Consider the following 14,551-nt stretch of genomic DNA (forward strand, 5'->3'; position numbering starts at 1 on the left):
TCTGGAGCTTCGCTCGTCCGGGACGACAGCGGAGTGTGCTGCTCTTGAGGCTTATCCCCCCGCGCTCAATTCTGCGCGATCGAGCTCCTCCTCGAGGCGGTGAAAGGCGTCGTCGCCGATCACCTCGGTGGCGCGCAGGTCGAAGATCGATTTGCGCGCAGCCTCGATGGCGCGGCGGCGCAGCGGATCGGCCGGTAATTCGCCACTGGCAATGCCGCCGTTCGGATCGTCGTCCGCCTGCATCAGGATGGCGCGATATTCGAGCCGCAGGATTTCCGCCTCCTCCGACGGGTCGCTCTCGATCGCATCGAGCGCCGCGCGATAGGCGACCGCGCGTCCGCGCGCGACCTCGATGCCGACGGGATCGTCGTCCTTGAGCCCGAAGGCCAGGATCAGCGGCCGCAGCGTCAGGCCCTGGATGACGAGCGATCCCAGCACGACGGCAAAGGCGATGAAGACGATGAAGTCGCGATAGGGAAAGTTCTCCGGCAGGGCGAAGGCGGTCGCGAGCGTGACGAGGCCGCGCATGCCGCACCAGGAGATGATGAGGCCGCCCTTCGGCGAGGCCACCTGTTTCGGATCCTTGGGATGATAAAGTCCGTGGGCAATCAGCGCGCGCAATGTCGTGCGGTAGAACGTCACCCAGAGCAGCCGCACCAGGACCACCGTGAGCAGGATCCAGGCTGCCGCCACGCAATATTCCCAGCGCACGTCCGCGTCCAATCGCGTCCAGATCGGCCGCATCTGCATGCCGATCAGCATGAAGGCGAGCACGTTGAGCACGAACACCATCGTCTCCCACACCGCATAGGACGGCACCCGCAGCCGCGCCGGCATGTGCGCCCCCGCCGTGCGCGCCATGGTGATGGCGTAGACGACGATGGTGAGGATGCCGGAGAGGCCGAGATGCTCGGCGGCGATCCAGACCATGAAGGTGGTGGCGAATTGCAGGATGATCGCGCTCGGCGCTTCCTTCACGCGTTGGAGGAACAGCGGTATGATGCGCCCCGCCAGGAGACCTGCGAGGACGCTGCCGACAAGCGCCAGCGCGATCGTCGGCGCGACCTCGCTCCATTTCAGATGCTGCATGACGACCGCGCCGACGGCGATCCGATAGATCAGCAGCGAGGTCGCGTCGTTGAGCAGGCTCTCACCCTCCAGCACCTTCACCATGCGGTGGGGCAGCTTGACCTGGCTCAGGATCGCGACCGCCGCCGCGGCATCCGGTGGCGCCACGATGGCGCCGAGCGCGATCGCGGCGGCCCAGGGCATGTCAGGCATCAGCCGGTGCGCGACGTAGGCAACGCCGACCGTGGTCAGGCCGACCGCAGCCACCACGAGGGTCGAGACTGGAACCCAGTTGTTGCGCAGGTCCCGCAGCGAGGTGTCGAAGGCCGCATCCAGCAGCACCGGTGCGACAAAAAGCGCCAATGCCAGGTCCGGCTCCAGCGTCCAGGTGGGACTATTCGGAACGAAAGCGATCAGGGCGCCGCCGATGGCGAGAAAGGTCGGGTAGGGGACCTTGATCCGCCGCGCCAGCGCCGATAAGGCAACGGCGCCGAGCAGCAGCGCGATGATCCATTCGAATGTCGACACGATAATCCCCGAAACCGATTTGAGCGGCGCCACAAGCTAGCACCAATCCGGCCGTATGATGGATAGTACGGCCTCAAGGCAAGACCTCCTGACTGCAGCAAGCATGCGTTTTCAAAATCTCATTCAATGGTCCGGTGCCGTACTGCTCTGCGCGCTCCCGCTCGGCGTGACCCTGGCCGCGACCGGTGGCGAGCCGGCCGCCGTCACGCAGGTCGACATCGCGCCGTGCCTTGCGGCCGCCGCTGGCGACGACATGGACAAGGCCAATTCCGCCTGCGCTGACGTGATCGACAATGAGAAGACGGCGAAGGGGGACCTGATCAAGGCGCTCGTCGCGCGCGGCGCGCTTTACGCGCGGCACGATCAGGTCGACCGCGCGATCGCCGACGACAGCCGTGCTCTCTTGCTCGATCCCACCCTCGCGGATGTCTTCAATGCGCGGGGCGAGCTCTGGTTGAAGAAAGGCGACAAGCCCAAGGCGGTGCAGGATTTCGGCGCCGCGTTGAAGCTCGATCCGAACCACGAGAAGGCCAAGGCCAATCACAAGGCGATGGCGCGCGAGCTCGAGCGGATCGGGGCGCAGATGGCGGTCGCGGGCAAGCCCAGCTTCAATTGCGCTCGCGCGGCCCGCGCCGTGGAGAAGGCGATCTGCGGAAATCGCGAGCTCGCCGATCTCGACCGCGAGATCTACGGATCGCATTTGCGCGTCATCCGCGAAGCCCAGAGCCCGGCGGAGGCGCGCAAGATCCAGCGCGAACAGGACGATTTCATCGCGCGCAGGAATAGCGGGTTTGGCCGACCGGGGTATGATCTGAAGAAGGCAATGCAGGACAGGCTGCAACAGATCAACGGGGTGGACGGGTATTGAGTTCTTCGCCTCTCCCCGCGTGCGGGGAGAGGCCGGAATTTGCGGAGCAAATTCCGGGTGAGGGGGACTCTCCGCGAGTCTCACTGCTGCCGTCCCTGCTGAGGCTCCCCCTCACCCCACCCTCTCCCCGCAAGCGGGGCGAGGGAGTGCAGGTGCCGGTGCGTCGCTTGCTGGGCGCGCTTGAACCCATCGCCAATCCACCGCGACAATGGTGAAAACCTGACGTCACGGAGCCTTCCTCATGTGCGGCACGCGCTCTTCCGCGCAAACATCCAAAACCTCGCTGTGCGCCCTCCTGCTCAGCGCCGCCATGAGCCTTGTCCTCGCCGCGCCGGCCTCGGCCGCCGCCGATTGTATCGCCGGCAGCAAGGCTGCTCCCGCCGAGCTGATCACGTCGTGCAGCGCCATCATCGACCAGGCGGCCAATTCGAGCTCCGATCGCGCCGCGGCGCTGCTGGTCCGTGCCGACGCCAATGCACGCACCTCGGGTGGTCTCACCCAGGCCCTACGGGACATCGACCGCGCCATCGCGCTCGATGGCAGGAATGCCAAGGCCTGGCGCCTGCGCGGCGATCTCCTGCGCGAGGCCGGCGGCGATCTCAATCGCGCCGCGGCTGATCTCAGCAAGGCGATCGAGCTCGATCCGCAGGATGCGGAGTCCTACGAGCTGCGCGGCGTCGTCTACACCAGTCAGCGCCGGCTCGACCGCGCGCTGGCCGATTACGACCTGGCGATCAAGCTGAAGCCGGGTGACGCGCAGGCCTGGTCCGACCGCGGCGTGACCTATTATCTTGGCGGCGACAACGAAAAGGCGATCCGCGATCTCAGCGAGGCGCTGCGGCTCGATCCGAACCGGCCGCGCACCTACACCAATCGCGGCGCGGCCTACAAGAAGCTCGGCCAGCTCGACAAGTCCGTCGCTGACGCCGCCGAGGCCATCAGGCTCGATCCGAAGGTGCCGGAATATTACGACAATCGCGGCCTGTCGCTGGCCGCGATGGGCGATTACGACAAGGCGATCGCCGACTACGACCAGGCACTGCGGCTGGCACCGAAGCCGAACTTCTTCACCAACCGCGGCGATTCCTACCAGTTCAAGGGCGAGTTCGGGGCGGCGCTGAGCGACTACGAGTCCGCGCTGAAGCTCGATCCGAATTTCGCGCAGACCTACAACAATCGCGCCGTGCTCTACAAGAAGATGGGCGAGCGCAGGAAGGCGCTGGCTGATTACGAGACCGCGCTGAAGCTCGACCCCGGCAACGACAACGCGGCCAACGGCCGCCGCACCATGATCGCGGAGATCGCGAAATTCGGCGATGAGCCGCGGCGTCCGCTCGCGGCGAATTCCGGCAACGGCCCCTCGTTCGATTGCGCGACCGCGAAGCGCGAGGTCGAGAAGGTGATCTGCGCCGATCCGGAGCTGGGCGTGCTCGACCTCCAGATCGCCGAGACCTACGAGCGCGTGCTGAAATCCGCGAACAAGCGCTCGGCCGGCGACCTACGCCGTACCCAGCGCGATTTCCTTAGCCTCCGCAACTCAAGCTTTGGCCGGCCCGGCTATGATCTGAGGAAGGTCATGCAGGAGCGGTTGCAGCGGCTGAACGCGATGGAGGGGTAGGCGGGATTCTTCGCCTCTCCCCGCGTGCGGGGAGAGGCCGGAATTTGCGACAGCAAATTCCGGGTGAGGGGGACTCTCCGCGAGTCCAGCTCTCACCGTCCCCGGGGAGACTCCCCCTCACCCCGACCCTCTCCCCGCAAGCGGGGAGAGGGGGAAGGACATCATCCTTTTCAGCTTGAACCGCGGCCCGATCCCGGGAAAATACCTCTCAAACAAGGCCGGCGATTGATCCTGGTCATGGCGGGACGGCTGTCCTGTCGTCAGGTCAAGGCTAGGCAAATAAGGGAAACGGGAGCGCGGGACATGAACATCCAGGGCAAGAGCAGCTATCACGAGGTCCATGCACGCTCGCTGGCTGATCCCCAGGGCTTCTGGGCCGAGGCGGCCAGGGAAATCGACTGGATCGAGCCGCCCAAGACGATCTTCGACGCGTCGCAAGGAACCTACGGCCGCTGGTTCACCGGCGGCGTGGTCAACACCTGCTATAACGCGCTCGACCGCCATGTCGAACGCGGCCGCGCCGACCAGGTCGCGCTGATCCATGATTCGCCGCTGACGAACTCGATCACCAAGCTCACCTATGCCGAGCTGCTGAACGAGGTGCAGGCGCTCGGCGCCGTCATGCAGGATTTCGGCGTCGCCAAGGGCGATCGCGTCATCCTTTACATGCCGATGGTGCCGGAGGCGGTGGTCGCGATGCTCGCCTGCGCGCGCATCGGCGCGGTGCATTCGGTCGTGTTCGGCGGCTTTGCCGCGAAGGAGCTTGCCACCCGCATCGACGATGCACAGCCGAAGCTGATCCTGTCGGCGAGCTGCGGCATCGAGCCCGGCCGCATCGTGCAGTACAAGCCGCTGCTCGACGAGGCGATCAGGCTTGCCGGCAGCAAGCCGAAGGCCTGCATCGTGCTGCAACGTCCGCAGCTCACCTGTGACCTGGCGCCGGGCCGCGATTACGATTGGGCGAGCCTGCGCCGCAAGGCGATGAACGACGGCAAGAAGGCGCCTTGCGTGCCGGTCGCCGCCACCGATCCGCTCTACATCCTCTACACCTCGGGCACCACGGGCATTCCCAAGGGCGTGGTGCGCGACAATGGCGGCCATCTGGTCGCGGTGAAATGGTCGATGTTCAACCTCTATGGCGTCAAGCCGGGCGAGGTCTGGTGGTGCGGCTCCGACATCGGCTGGGTGGTTGGCCACAGCTACATCGTCTACGGCCCGCTGCTGCACGGCGCGACCTCGATCATGTATGAGGGCAAGCCGGTCGGCACGCCCGATGCCGGCGCATTCTGGCGCGTCATCTCCGAGCACAAGGCGGTGGCGCTGTTCACCGCGCCGACCGCGTTCCGCGCGATTCGGAAAGAGGATCCGGAAGGAAAGTTCATCCGGCAATACGACCTGTCGACATTCCGCACGCTGTTCCTCGCCGGCGAGCGCGCCGATCCGCCCACGGTGGAATGGGCGGAGCAGCAGCTGAAGGTGCCTGTGATCGACCATTGGTGGCAGACCGAGACCGGTTGGTGCATCGCCGGTAATCCGGTCGGCCTCGGCATGCTGCCGGTGAAGCACGGCTCGCCGACGGTGCCGATGCCGGGCTACCAGGTCGACGTGGTCGATGAAGCGGCCAAGCCTGTCGGTCCCAACACCATGGGCTCGATCGTCATCAAGCTGCCGATGCCGCCGGGCTGCCTGCCGACGCTGTGGAAGCAGGACGAGCGCTTCAAGGAGGCTTACCTCAGCGAATTCCCCGGCTATTACAAAACCTCGGACGCCGGCTACAAGGATGAGGACGGCTATGTCTGGGTGATGGGCCGTACCGACGACATCATCAACGTCGCCGGGCATCGCCTGTCCACCGGCGGCATGGAGGAGATCCTGGCCTCGCATCCCGATGTCGCCGAATGCGCCGTGCTCGGCGTCAAGGACGCGATCAAGGGCGAGGTGCCCTGCGGCTTCCTGGTGCTCAAGGCCGGCGTGCAGCGCGCACCCGCCGAGATCGAGAAGGAAATCATTGCGCTGGTGCGCGACAAGCTCGGGCCCGTCGCCGCCTTCAAGCTCGCCATCACCGTCGGCCGCCTGCCCAAGACTCGCTCCGGCAAGATCTTGCGCGGCACCATCAAGAAGATTGCCGACGGCGAATCCTGGACCATGCCCGCGACGATCGAGGACCCCAAGGTGCTGGACGAGATCGGGGCGGCACTGAAGGGGCGGGTGTGAGGTTTCGAACCGTCGTTCCGGGGCGATGCGAAGCATCGAACTATGGTGCGCGATTGCGCACCTGGGAATCTCGAGATTCCGGGTTCGGTCCTGCGGACCGCCCCGGAATGACGGTGTTGCCGACTTACAATCTCCTCATTCCGGGCTAAACAGGGCCCGCCAACAGGGGACCTCGTATGCCACTCGCCACCGCGCCGCGCCTGCTTGCAGCCTTAGCTCTCGCCATTGCGCTCTCCGCCTGCTCGGCGCGCTACCAGACGCCCGTGGCTGTGGGCGGCGACGATGACGACGCGGTGTGCCAGAGCCGCGGTTATGCGGCGGGCTCGCCGGAATATGTGGCCTGCCGCAAGGACCGTGACGTCCAGCGCAGCACCGCTACCGCCCGCGCCGACCGCCGCCAGCGCGATCTCGGCGAGTACATGCTGAACCATCCCGAGCGGCCGTGATATCGGGCGCGGTATAATCCTGCCTGGCCACTTGCTCGCATTCGCGTTCCTCGTGACACATCTGCAACGCCGCGGCACAAATCGTGCCGCGTTTCGCCGGATTTGATCGGCGTCAAATCCTTCACCATCCCCTTTCTGCTCTGACGCTGGTGTCGCGCAACGATGCGCGAGAGACGGCTGAAGGGGATTGAAATGCAGAGAACGACAAGACACTTGGCGCGGATCGCGATGGTCGGTGCGATGCTCGCGGGGACTTTTGCCTCGGCGCAGGCCGCGGACCTGCCGGTCTACAAGAAGGCGCCGCCGCCCGTGGAGGCGTTCAATCCCTGGATGGTGCGCCTGCGCGTGCTCGGTGTGTTGCCCGATGCCGGCGGCTCGACCGTCAACGTCGCGGGCGTGCCGTCGCTGTCGTCGCCGAATTCCGGCCTCTCGATCAGCGACCAGGTCGTGCCCGAGCTCGACATCAGCTATTTCTTCACCAGGAACATCGCGGCCGAGCTGATCCTCGGTGTGACCAGGCATTCGATCAGCGGCACCGGCTCGCTCGCGAATTTGCCGATCGGCAAGACCACGCTGCTGCCGCCGACGCTGACGCTGCAATATCACTTCGACAATTTCGGTGCGTTCAAGCCGTATATCGGCGCGGGCGTGAACTACACCGTGTTCTTCAACAATTCCGCCGCCAATGCGCCGGCCGCCATCGTCGGCCCGCCCGCGATCGTCGCCACCACCACGAGCCTGCACGTCAGCAATGCGTGGGGCGGCGCCGTGCAGTTCGGCTTCGACTACATGCTCGACCGGCATTGGGGTCTCAACGTCGACGTCAAGAAGCTCTGGCTGCGGCCGGACTACAGCGCGACCGTCAGCGGCCTGCCTGTCACCGGCAACGCGCATATCGACCCGTGGCTGGTCGGCGGCGGCGTCACCTACAAGTTCTGATGACGTCTTCGCGGCGCCGGGCGGGGGGCCCGGCGCCGCGTCGATCTGCTCGACCAATCCTGTATCCTGTCAGTCCGAATGCACGGTGCGGGGATGCCGATCGTGCAGGAGCTTCGCGAGCGGGTCGCGATCCTCGGGGTGCCCTTGTACGGCGATCTCGAACAGCGATTCCTGAATGTCCCGGGGCATCTCACCCCAGACCGACAGCGCCGCGTGACCAAGCATCAAGGCAAAGCGTTCTTCGTTGACTTGCATCTCTGATCCTCCGCGCGGGAACAATGCGACATCATACGCATCGTTCCAGATTGCGGCCACGTGCGCCTCGCCGGCTTGCTGCCGAGATCATGCAGCCTCTCGCCCTGGCCTCCGCGAATCTGCCAGGCAGGCATCGACACACGCCCGCGCGCCCAAATAAAAACGCGGCGGGGGGCCGCCGCGTTCAAATCCAGCTTGATGGTAAATCGGAGGAGGGGGAATTACTCCTCCTCGTCCTGCTTCTTGCCGCCGAGGGTCTTCAGCTTGGCGAACACGGCGTCCACGTTGAGGTCGTCGCTCGATCGCTCGGCCGGCTCGAACTCGTCCTTCTTGGTGGTCTCCGAGGCCGGCAGCAGGGTCGCGCCGCCATAGGCCGCGTCGATCGGCTTTTCCTTGGCCGCGCGGGCCACCTCGAAATCGAGCTCGATCTGCGAGCAGAGGCCGAGGGTGACCGGATCGATCGGGGTCAGCGAGGACGTGTTCCAGTGGGTGCGGTCGCGCACGCTGGCGATCGTGCTCTTGGTAGTGCCGACCAGGCGCATGATCTGGGCGTCCTTGAGCTCCGCATGGTTGCGTAGCAGCCAGAGGATGGCGCTCGGGCGCTCGTGGCGGCGCGAGACCGGGGTGTAGCGCGGGCCCTTGCGCTTGGGCTGCGGCGGCAGCACGACCTTGCTCTCCTGAAGGCGGAGGCGGTAGTCCGGGTTCTTCTCGCCCTTCTCGATCTCCTCGCGGGTGAGCTGGCCGTTGGAGAGGGGATCCATGCCCTTGATGCCCTGGGCCGCGTCGCCGTCGGCGATCGCGCGCACCTCGAGGGGGTGCATCTTGGTGAAATCGGCGACCTGGTCGAAGGTCAGCGCCGTGTTGTCGAGCAGCCAGACGGCGGTCGCCTTGGGCATCAGAGGTGCGTTGCTCATGGCAAATCTCCTTTGTGCTTCGCCCACCCCTTTGGAGGCGAAGCCGGTGGTCATCAGCGATGACTGGGAATTCGCGCTATATAAGCCCGGAGGGGCTAGCCACGCAATGGTTCTGCTATAGATAGTGCCTTGACAGCGCCCGAAAGGGGGCCCAATTCCCTCTGAAGTCGCTGTAAGCCCGTACCCTAAGCCCTATTCATCCATCGACCGCTTCCCGCCCCATTCGGCGAGGTGATTCGGTCCCGAGATCGCTCAATGTCAGCCAAACCAGACCTGAAGATCGTGCTTTGTTCTCCCCGCGGCTTCTGCGCCGGGGTGGTCCGGGCGATCGACACCGTGGAACGGGCGCTCGATAAATACGGCGCCCCCGTCTATGTTCGCCATGAGATTGTGCACAATAAATACGTCGTCGATGGGTTGAAGAAGAAGGGTGCCATCTTCGTCGAGGAGCTGGCCGAAATCCCGGAAAGTACCACCGCGCCGGTCGTATTCTCGGCCCATGGCGTGCCGAAATCGGTTCCCGCCGACGCCCAGTCCCGTAATTTGTTCTCGCTGGACGCGACCTGCCCGCTGGTGACCAAGGTCCACCGCGAGGCGGCGATCCACTTCAAGCGCGGCCGCGAGATCTTCCTGATCGGCCATTCCCATCACCCCGAGGTGGTCGGCACGCTCGGCCAGCTCCCCGTCGGCGCCGTCACCCTGATCGAGACCGCCGAGGACGCCAAGACCATCACCCCGAAGGACCCCAACAACCTCGCCTTCGTGACCCAGACCACACTGTCGATCGACGACACCGCAGAGATCGTCGCGCTGCTCAAGGAGCGTTTCCCGAACATCAACGGGCCGCACAAGGAAGACATCTGCTACGCCACCACCAACCGCCAGCTCGCGGTGAAGAAGGTGGCGCCGGTGGTGGACGCCCTGATCGTGGTCGGCGCGCCGAATTCGTCGAACTCGCAGCGCCTGCGCGAGGTCGCCGAGCGTGAGGGCTGCCCGATCGCGGTGCTGGCGCAGCGCGCCGCCGACCTCGACTGGAAGCGGTTCGAAAACATCACCAGCCTCGGCATCACCGCGGGCGCCTCGGCGCCGGAAGTGATCGTCGAGGAGATCATGGACGCGTTCGCCGAGCGCTTCACGCTGCATGTGGAGACGGTCTCGGCCGCGGAAGAGAACGAGTTCTTCCCGCTGCCGCGCCAGGTGCGCCCCGAAGCCGCCGCCGAGTAGACCTCTATGGCGGTCTACACCGACGTCGCCGCCGACGAGCTTGCGGATTTCCTGAGCCAATACGATCTCGGCGAATTGCTCTCCTACAAGGGCATCGCCGAGGGTGTCGAGAACTCCAACTTCCTGCTGCACACCACCAAGGGATCGTTCATCCTCACGCTCTACGAGAAACGGGTGGCGAAGAACGATCTGCCGTTCTTCCTCGCGCTGATGACGCATCTCGCCGAGCACGGCGTCAATTGTCCGCTGCCGGTGAAGGGAAGAGACGGCGAGGCGCTGCGCGAGTTGTCGGGCCGCCCCGCCGCGATCATCACCTTTCTCGAAGGCGTCTGGCCGCGCAAGCCGAACGCGGCCCATTGCGCCGGCGTCGGCGAGGGCCTGGCCAGGATGCATCTGGCCGGCGCCAATTTCGCGATCAGGCGCGCGAACGCGCTCTCGGTCGCGGGCTGGCGACCGTTGTTCGATGCGGCCGCAAGCCGCGCCGACGAGGTGCAGCCGGGCCTGCGCGCGTTTCTCGCAGCCGAGCTCGACTATCTCGCGAGCGGGGTCTGGCCGACCAATCTGCCCGAGGGCGTGATCCATGCCGACCTCTTCAACGACAACGTCTTCTTCCTCGGCGACAAGCTCTCGGGGATCATCGACTTCACCTTCGCCTGCAATGACATGCTGGCCTATGACGTCGCGATTTGCCTCAACGCGTGGTGCTTCGAGCCGGATCACTCCTTCAACGTCACCAAGGCGCGCGCTTTCCTCAACGCCTATGGCCGCGTGCGCAAGCTCTCGGAGGCGGAAGAGGCCGCGCTGCCGCTGCTGGCGCGCGGCGCCGCGATCCGTTTCCTGCTGACGCGGCTGGTCGACTGGCTCAACGTGCCGCCCGGTGCGCTGGTGAGGCCGAAGGATCCGCTGGAATATGTCCGCAAGCTGCGCTTCCACCAGAGCGTCTCGAGCGTGCGCGACTACGGGCTGATGCCGTCAGGACTGGTCGCGTGAGCGAGCTTCCCGTCGTCACGATCTATACCGACGGCGCGTGCTCGGGAAATCCCGGGCCCGGCGGCTGGGGCGCGATCCTGAAGTTCGGCGACAAGGAGAAGGAGCTGAACGGCGGCGAGCGTCACACCACCAACAACCAGATGGAGCTGATGGCGGCGATCTCGGCGCTCGAAGCGCTGAAGAAGCCGTGCACCGTCGATCTCTACACCGACAGCCAGTATGTCCGGCAGGGGATCACGGGCTGGATCCACGGCTGGAAGCGCAACGGCTGGCGCACCGCCGACAAGAAGCCGGTCAAGAATGTCGAGCTTTGGCAGCGCCTCGACGCCGCGCTGAAGGCGCATCAGGTCCGCTGGCACTGGGTCAAGGGTCACGCCGGCCACCCCGAGAACGAGCGCGCGGATCAGCTGGCGCGGGACGGGATCGTGAAGGCGAGGTTGCAGCAGAGGGTGGCGGAGTAGCAGTTTGTTCCGTCATTCCGGGGCGGTGCAAAGCACCGAACTCAGGTGCGCAATTGCGCACCCGAGAATCTCGTGATTCCGGGTTCGCCTCTGCGAGGCGCCCCGGAATGACATCTATCTCAGAGCTGCCCGAGCAGCGTATCGCCGCCTGACACCTCGACCTTGCCGGGCATCGCCTCGAGGTTCAGCTTCTTCACCACGCCGTCCTCGACCAGCATCGAATAGCGCTTGGAGCGGATGCCGAGGCCGTTGGCGGAGGCGTCGAGCTCCATGCCGATCGCCTTGGTGAAGTCGGCATTGCCGTCGGCGAGGAAGACGGCCTCGTCGCGCTGGTCGGTGTCGCGCTTCCAGGCGTTCATGACGAAGGCGTCGTTGACGGAGATGATGGCGATGGTGTCGACGCCCTTGTCCTTGATGGCGTAGGCGTTGAGGAAGATGCTCGGCAGATGCATTTTGTGGCAGGTGCCGGTGTAGGCGCCGGGCACCGCGAACAGCGCCACCTTCTTGCCCTTGAAGATATCGTCGGTGGTCTTCACCTGCGGGCCTTCCGCCGTCATCACGCGGAATTTCGCCTCGGGCAGCTTGTCGCCAGTCTGGATCGCCATCGTCAGTCTCCCTGAAATCGATCCCGCTTTTTAGACTGTGCGGCGGGCCTGCACAATATTGCCGGCAGGGAAAGCGGCGAAGGTTGCGGCCCTTCACCTTGATGTCATCAGCCGGAAAAGCCGCCATTGTCGAGGAAGGCCTGTTCTTCCTCGGTGGTCGGGCGTCCGAGGACGCGGTTGCGATGGGGGAAGCGGCCGAACCGGCGGATAATGTCGGCGTGCTCCCGCGCGTATTTCAGGTTCTCGGCATTGTCGGCGTCCTGAAACAGCGCAATGCAGTGCAGCTGGTCGGGCAGGTGCTCGGAATGCATGAAGGGCATGTAGAGGAATTCGAGCAGGGCAGGATCGATCCGGCGATCCGCGCCCCGATCGATGGCGCGGCGGGCAATTTCGCGCGCCAGCTCGTCGCTGGAGAACGTCCTGGGATCGCCGCGAAACATGTTGCGGGGGAACTGATCGAGCACGATGACGAGCGCGAGTGCGCCGTCGTCGCTTGCCTCCCATGACGCGAGCTCGCCGGCGGCCGCCTGCTGCCAGAGGGCGAGAAAGCGGCGCCTGACCTCCGCGTCGAAAGCCTCGCTGCGCTTGTACCAGCGCTCGCGGCCGGCCTCGCGCCAGAAGGCGAGAATGCCGGCCGGCTTGATGTCGCCGACCTCAGTCATGACTCAAAGGCAGCCTTACGCCGCCTCCGCCTTCTTCTCGTCGCGGAGCTGCCGGCGCAGGATCTTGCCGACGTTGGTCTTCGGCAGGTCGGTGCGGAATTCGATGTGCTTGGGCACCTTGTAGCCGGTGAGCTGCTCGTGACAGAACTTGATCACGGCTTCGGCGGTGAGGTTTTGGTCCTTCTTCACCACGAAGGCCTTCACCGCTTCGCCCGATTTGGAATCGGGGATGCCGATCACGGCGCATTCGAGCACGCCCGGATGGCTCGCGATCACTTCCTCGATCTCGTTCGGGTAGACGTTGAAGCCGGAGACCAGGATCATGTCCTTCTTGCGGTCCACGATCTTGGTGTAGCCCTTCTCGTCCATCACGCCGATGTCGCCGGTGCGGAAATAGCCGTCCGCGGTCATCACCTTGGCGGTCTCTTCCGGCCTGTTCCAGTAACCCGACATCACCTGCGGGCCCTTGGCGCAGATCTCGCCCGCCTGGCCGAGCGGCACTTCATTGCCGTCGTCGTCGCGGATGGAAATATTGGTCGAGGGCACGGGGATGCCGATCGAGCCGGAGAAATCGTTCGTAGTTGCCGGATTGCAGGTCAGCGTCGGCGAGGTTTCCGACAGGCCATAGCCTTCGGCGATGAAGCAGCCGGTCACCGCCTTCCACTGCTCGGCGACGGGGCGCTGCACGGCCATGCCGCCGCCGTTGGAGATCTTCAGCTTGGAGAAGTCGAGCTTCTTGAAGTCCGGATGGTGCATCAGGCCGTTGTACAGCGTGTTGACGGCCGGGAAGCTGTTGACCTGGTACTTCGCCAGCTCCTTGACGAAGCCCACGATGTCGCGCGGGTTGGGGATCAGGAGATTGCAGCCGCCGGCGCGCACCGCGAGCAGGTAGCAGGCCGTCAGCGCGAAGATGTGATAGAGCGGCAGCGCGCAGACGATCATCAACTGGTCGACATGCGGAGGCGCGGCGAGCGCCGGCTGGAGCCAGGCATCGTTCTGCAAGACGTTGGCGACGATGTTGCGGTGGAGCAGGGTCGCGCCCTTGGAGACGCCGGTGGTGCCGCCGGTATATTGCAGGAAGGCGACGTCGCCCGGCGACAGTTTCGGCTTGTTGAATGTCAAGCCGCGGCCGGCCGACAGCGCGTCGTTAAAGGACACCGCGCCCGGCAGCGACCAGGCCGGTACCATTTTCTTGACGCGGCGGACGACGAGGTTGACGATCACGCCCTTGAAGCCGAGCAGGTCGCCCATGCTGGCGACGATGACGTGCTTTACCGATGTCTTAGTGATCACCTGCTCGACGGTGTGGGCAAAGTTCTCCAGCACGATGATGGCTTCGGCGCCGGAATCCTTGAGCTGATGCTCGAGCTCGCGCGGCGTGTAGAGCGGATTGACGTTGACCACCGCAAAGCCGGCCCGCAGCACCGCGGCGGTGGCGATCGGGTATTGCAGCACGTTTGGCATCATGATGGCGACGCGAGCGCCGCGCTGGAGTCCGCGGCCTTGCAGATAGGCAGCCAGCGCAACCGACATCTGGTCGAGGTCGCGGTAGCTGATCGACTTGTCCATGCAGATGAACGCCTTGCGGTCGGCGAACTTGGCGAAGCTCTCCTCCAGAAGGTCGACCAGCGATGCGTATTGCGTCGGCTCGATATCGGCGGGCACGCCGGGCGGATATTGCTTAAGCCAGATGCGCTCCATGGAAACTCCCCTCTCCTACATCAGAGCCCGTTGTATCTCGGGCTTGCCTCATTACCGC

14 protein-coding genes are annotated in these 14,551 nt (G+C 65.1%); 8 read left to right on the forward strand and 6 right to left on the reverse strand.

What is annotated here, in order from left to right:
* Positions 1-51 precede the first annotated feature (51 nt).
* Entirely contained in the window at positions 52-1,629 is a 1,578-nt protein-coding gene (locus tag EI171_RS09320) for a sodium:proton antiporter (protein WP_011084124.1), read from the reverse strand.
* A 70-nt stretch (positions 1,630-1,699) separates the two neighbouring features.
* On the opposite strand from EI171_RS09320, the gene EI171_RS09325 reads away from it, so the two are divergent.
* The 5 genes from EI171_RS09325 to EI171_RS09345 all read left to right on the forward strand — a co-directional run bounded on the left by EI171_RS09325 (position 1,700) and on the right by EI171_RS09345 (position 7,681).
* Positions 1,700-2,464 carry a tetratricopeptide repeat protein gene (locus EI171_RS09325; protein ID WP_161533185.1) on the forward strand — a complete coding sequence of 255 codons (765 nt, stop codon included), beginning with the start codon at positions 1,700-1,702 and terminating at the stop codon, positions 2,462-2,464.
* A gap of 241 nt (positions 2,465-2,705) precedes the next feature.
* Complete coding sequence (locus EI171_RS09330) at positions 2,706-4,082, forward strand: tetratricopeptide repeat protein (RefSeq protein WP_161533187.1); 1,377 nt, start codon at positions 2,706-2,708, stop codon at positions 4,080-4,082.
* 303 nt (positions 4,083-4,385) lie between these two features.
* A complete protein-coding gene (locus EI171_RS09335) occupies positions 4,386-6,296 on the forward strand; it encodes a propionyl-CoA synthetase (RefSeq protein WP_011084127.1) in 1,911 nt (636 codons plus the stop codon).
* 176 nt (positions 6,297-6,472) lie between these two features.
* The gene (locus tag EI171_RS09340; RefSeq protein ID WP_161533188.1) at positions 6,473-6,742 is read left to right on the forward strand and encodes a hypothetical protein; all 270 of its coding nucleotides are present in this window, start codon (positions 6,473-6,475) and stop codon (positions 6,740-6,742) included.
* Positions 6,743-6,934: 192 nt separating this feature from the next.
* The gene (locus tag EI171_RS09345) at positions 6,935-7,681 is read left to right on the forward strand and encodes an OmpW family protein (RefSeq protein ID WP_028173596.1); all 747 of its coding nucleotides are present in this window, start codon (positions 6,935-6,937) and stop codon (positions 7,679-7,681) included.
* Positions 7,682-7,750: 69 nt separating this feature from the next.
* Here EI171_RS09345 and EI171_RS09350 read toward each other — a convergent pair whose 3' ends face one another.
* Both EI171_RS09350 and EI171_RS09355 read right to left on the reverse strand, forming a co-directional pair.
* Positions 7,751-7,936 carry a hypothetical protein gene (locus EI171_RS09350; protein ID WP_027546983.1) on the reverse strand — a complete coding sequence of 62 codons (186 nt, stop codon included), beginning with the start codon at positions 7,934-7,936 and terminating at the stop codon, positions 7,751-7,753.
* A 221-nt stretch (positions 7,937-8,157) separates the two neighbouring features.
* A complete protein-coding gene (locus EI171_RS09355) occupies positions 8,158-8,850 on the reverse strand; it encodes a DUF1013 domain-containing protein (protein ID WP_028173595.1) in 693 nt (230 codons plus the stop codon).
* Positions 8,851-9,105: 255 nt separating this feature from the next.
* On the opposite strand from EI171_RS09355, the gene ispH reads away from it, so the two are divergent.
* The 3 genes from ispH to rnhA are packed head-to-tail and all read left to right on the forward strand — an operon-like array spanning position 9,106 to position 11,525.
* The gene (ispH, locus tag EI171_RS09360) at positions 9,106-10,074 is read left to right on the forward strand and encodes a 4-hydroxy-3-methylbut-2-enyl diphosphate reductase (RefSeq protein WP_011084132.1); all 969 of its coding nucleotides are present in this window, start codon (positions 9,106-9,108) and stop codon (positions 10,072-10,074) included.
* Between the two features lie 6 nt (positions 10,075-10,080).
* Complete coding sequence (locus EI171_RS09365) at positions 10,081-11,064, forward strand: homoserine kinase (protein WP_011084133.1); 984 nt, start codon at positions 10,081-10,083, stop codon at positions 11,062-11,064.
* Complete coding sequence (gene rnhA, locus EI171_RS09370) at positions 11,061-11,525, forward strand: ribonuclease HI (RefSeq protein ID WP_011084134.1); 465 nt, start codon at positions 11,061-11,063, stop codon at positions 11,523-11,525. The genes EI171_RS09365 and rnhA overlap by 4 nt, the downstream gene beginning before the upstream one ends.
* Before the next feature lie 119 nt (positions 11,526-11,644).
* Here rnhA and EI171_RS09375 read toward each other — a convergent pair whose 3' ends face one another.
* The 3 genes from EI171_RS09375 to EI171_RS09385 all read right to left on the reverse strand — a co-directional run bounded on the left by EI171_RS09375 (position 11,645) and on the right by EI171_RS09385 (position 14,493).
* A complete protein-coding gene (locus tag EI171_RS09375) occupies positions 11,645-12,130 on the reverse strand; it encodes a peroxiredoxin (protein WP_011084135.1) in 486 nt (161 codons plus the stop codon).
* Positions 12,131-12,237: 107 nt separating this feature from the next.
* Positions 12,238-12,792: a DUF924 family protein gene (locus EI171_RS09380; RefSeq protein ID WP_161533190.1), complete on the reverse strand. Its 555-nt coding sequence runs from the start codon at positions 12,790-12,792 to the stop codon at positions 12,238-12,240.
* A 15-nt stretch (positions 12,793-12,807) separates the two neighbouring features.
* Complete coding sequence (locus EI171_RS09385) at positions 12,808-14,493, reverse strand: long-chain fatty acid--CoA ligase (RefSeq protein WP_161533191.1); 1,686 nt, start codon at positions 14,491-14,493, stop codon at positions 12,808-12,810.
* Positions 14,494-14,551 lie beyond the last annotated feature (58 nt).

This window comes from Bradyrhizobium sp. LCT2, from assembly GCF_009931255.1.
Taxonomy (GTDB): Bacteria; Pseudomonadota; Alphaproteobacteria; order Rhizobiales; family Xanthobacteraceae; genus Bradyrhizobium; species Bradyrhizobium diazoefficiens.

What these genes read in the sequence shown, in the direction of transcription:
- EI171_RS09340 (WP_161533188.1), top strand. Translation starts at nt 6,473, where the DNA reads ATGCCACTCGCCACCGCGCCGCGCCTGCTTGCAGCCTTAGCTCTCGCC.
- EI171_RS09385 (WP_161533191.1), bottom strand. Translation starts at nt 14,493, where the DNA reads ATGGAGCGCATCTGGCTTAAGCAATATCCGCCCGGCGTGCCCGCCGAT.
- EI171_RS09375 (WP_011084135.1), bottom strand. Translation starts at nt 12,130, where the DNA reads ATGGCGATCCAGACTGGCGACAAGCTGCCCGAGGCGAAATTCCGCGTG.
- EI171_RS09355 (WP_028173595.1), bottom strand. Translation starts at nt 8,850, where the DNA reads ATGAGCAACGCACCTCTGATGCCCAAGGCGACCGCCGTCTGGCTGCTC.
- EI171_RS09335 (WP_011084127.1), top strand. Translation starts at nt 4,386, where the DNA reads ATGAACATCCAGGGCAAGAGCAGCTATCACGAGGTCCATGCACGCTCG.
- EI171_RS09330 (WP_161533187.1), top strand. Translation starts at nt 2,706, where the DNA reads ATGTGCGGCACGCGCTCTTCCGCGCAAACATCCAAAACCTCGCTGTGC.
- ispH (WP_011084132.1), top strand. Translation starts at nt 9,106, where the DNA reads ATGTCAGCCAAACCAGACCTGAAGATCGTGCTTTGTTCTCCCCGCGGC.
- EI171_RS09350 (WP_027546983.1), bottom strand. Translation starts at nt 7,936, where the DNA reads ATGCAAGTCAACGAAGAACGCTTTGCCTTGATGCTTGGTCACGCGGCG.
- EI171_RS09345 (WP_028173596.1), top strand. Translation starts at nt 6,935, where the DNA reads ATGCAGAGAACGACAAGACACTTGGCGCGGATCGCGATGGTCGGTGCG.
- EI171_RS09325 (WP_161533185.1), top strand. Translation starts at nt 1,700, where the DNA reads ATGCGTTTTCAAAATCTCATTCAATGGTCCGGTGCCGTACTGCTCTGC.
- EI171_RS09365 (WP_011084133.1), top strand. Translation starts at nt 10,081, where the DNA reads ATGGCGGTCTACACCGACGTCGCCGCCGACGAGCTTGCGGATTTCCTG.
- EI171_RS09380 (WP_161533190.1), bottom strand. Translation starts at nt 12,792, where the DNA reads ATGACTGAGGTCGGCGACATCAAGCCGGCCGGCATTCTCGCCTTCTGG.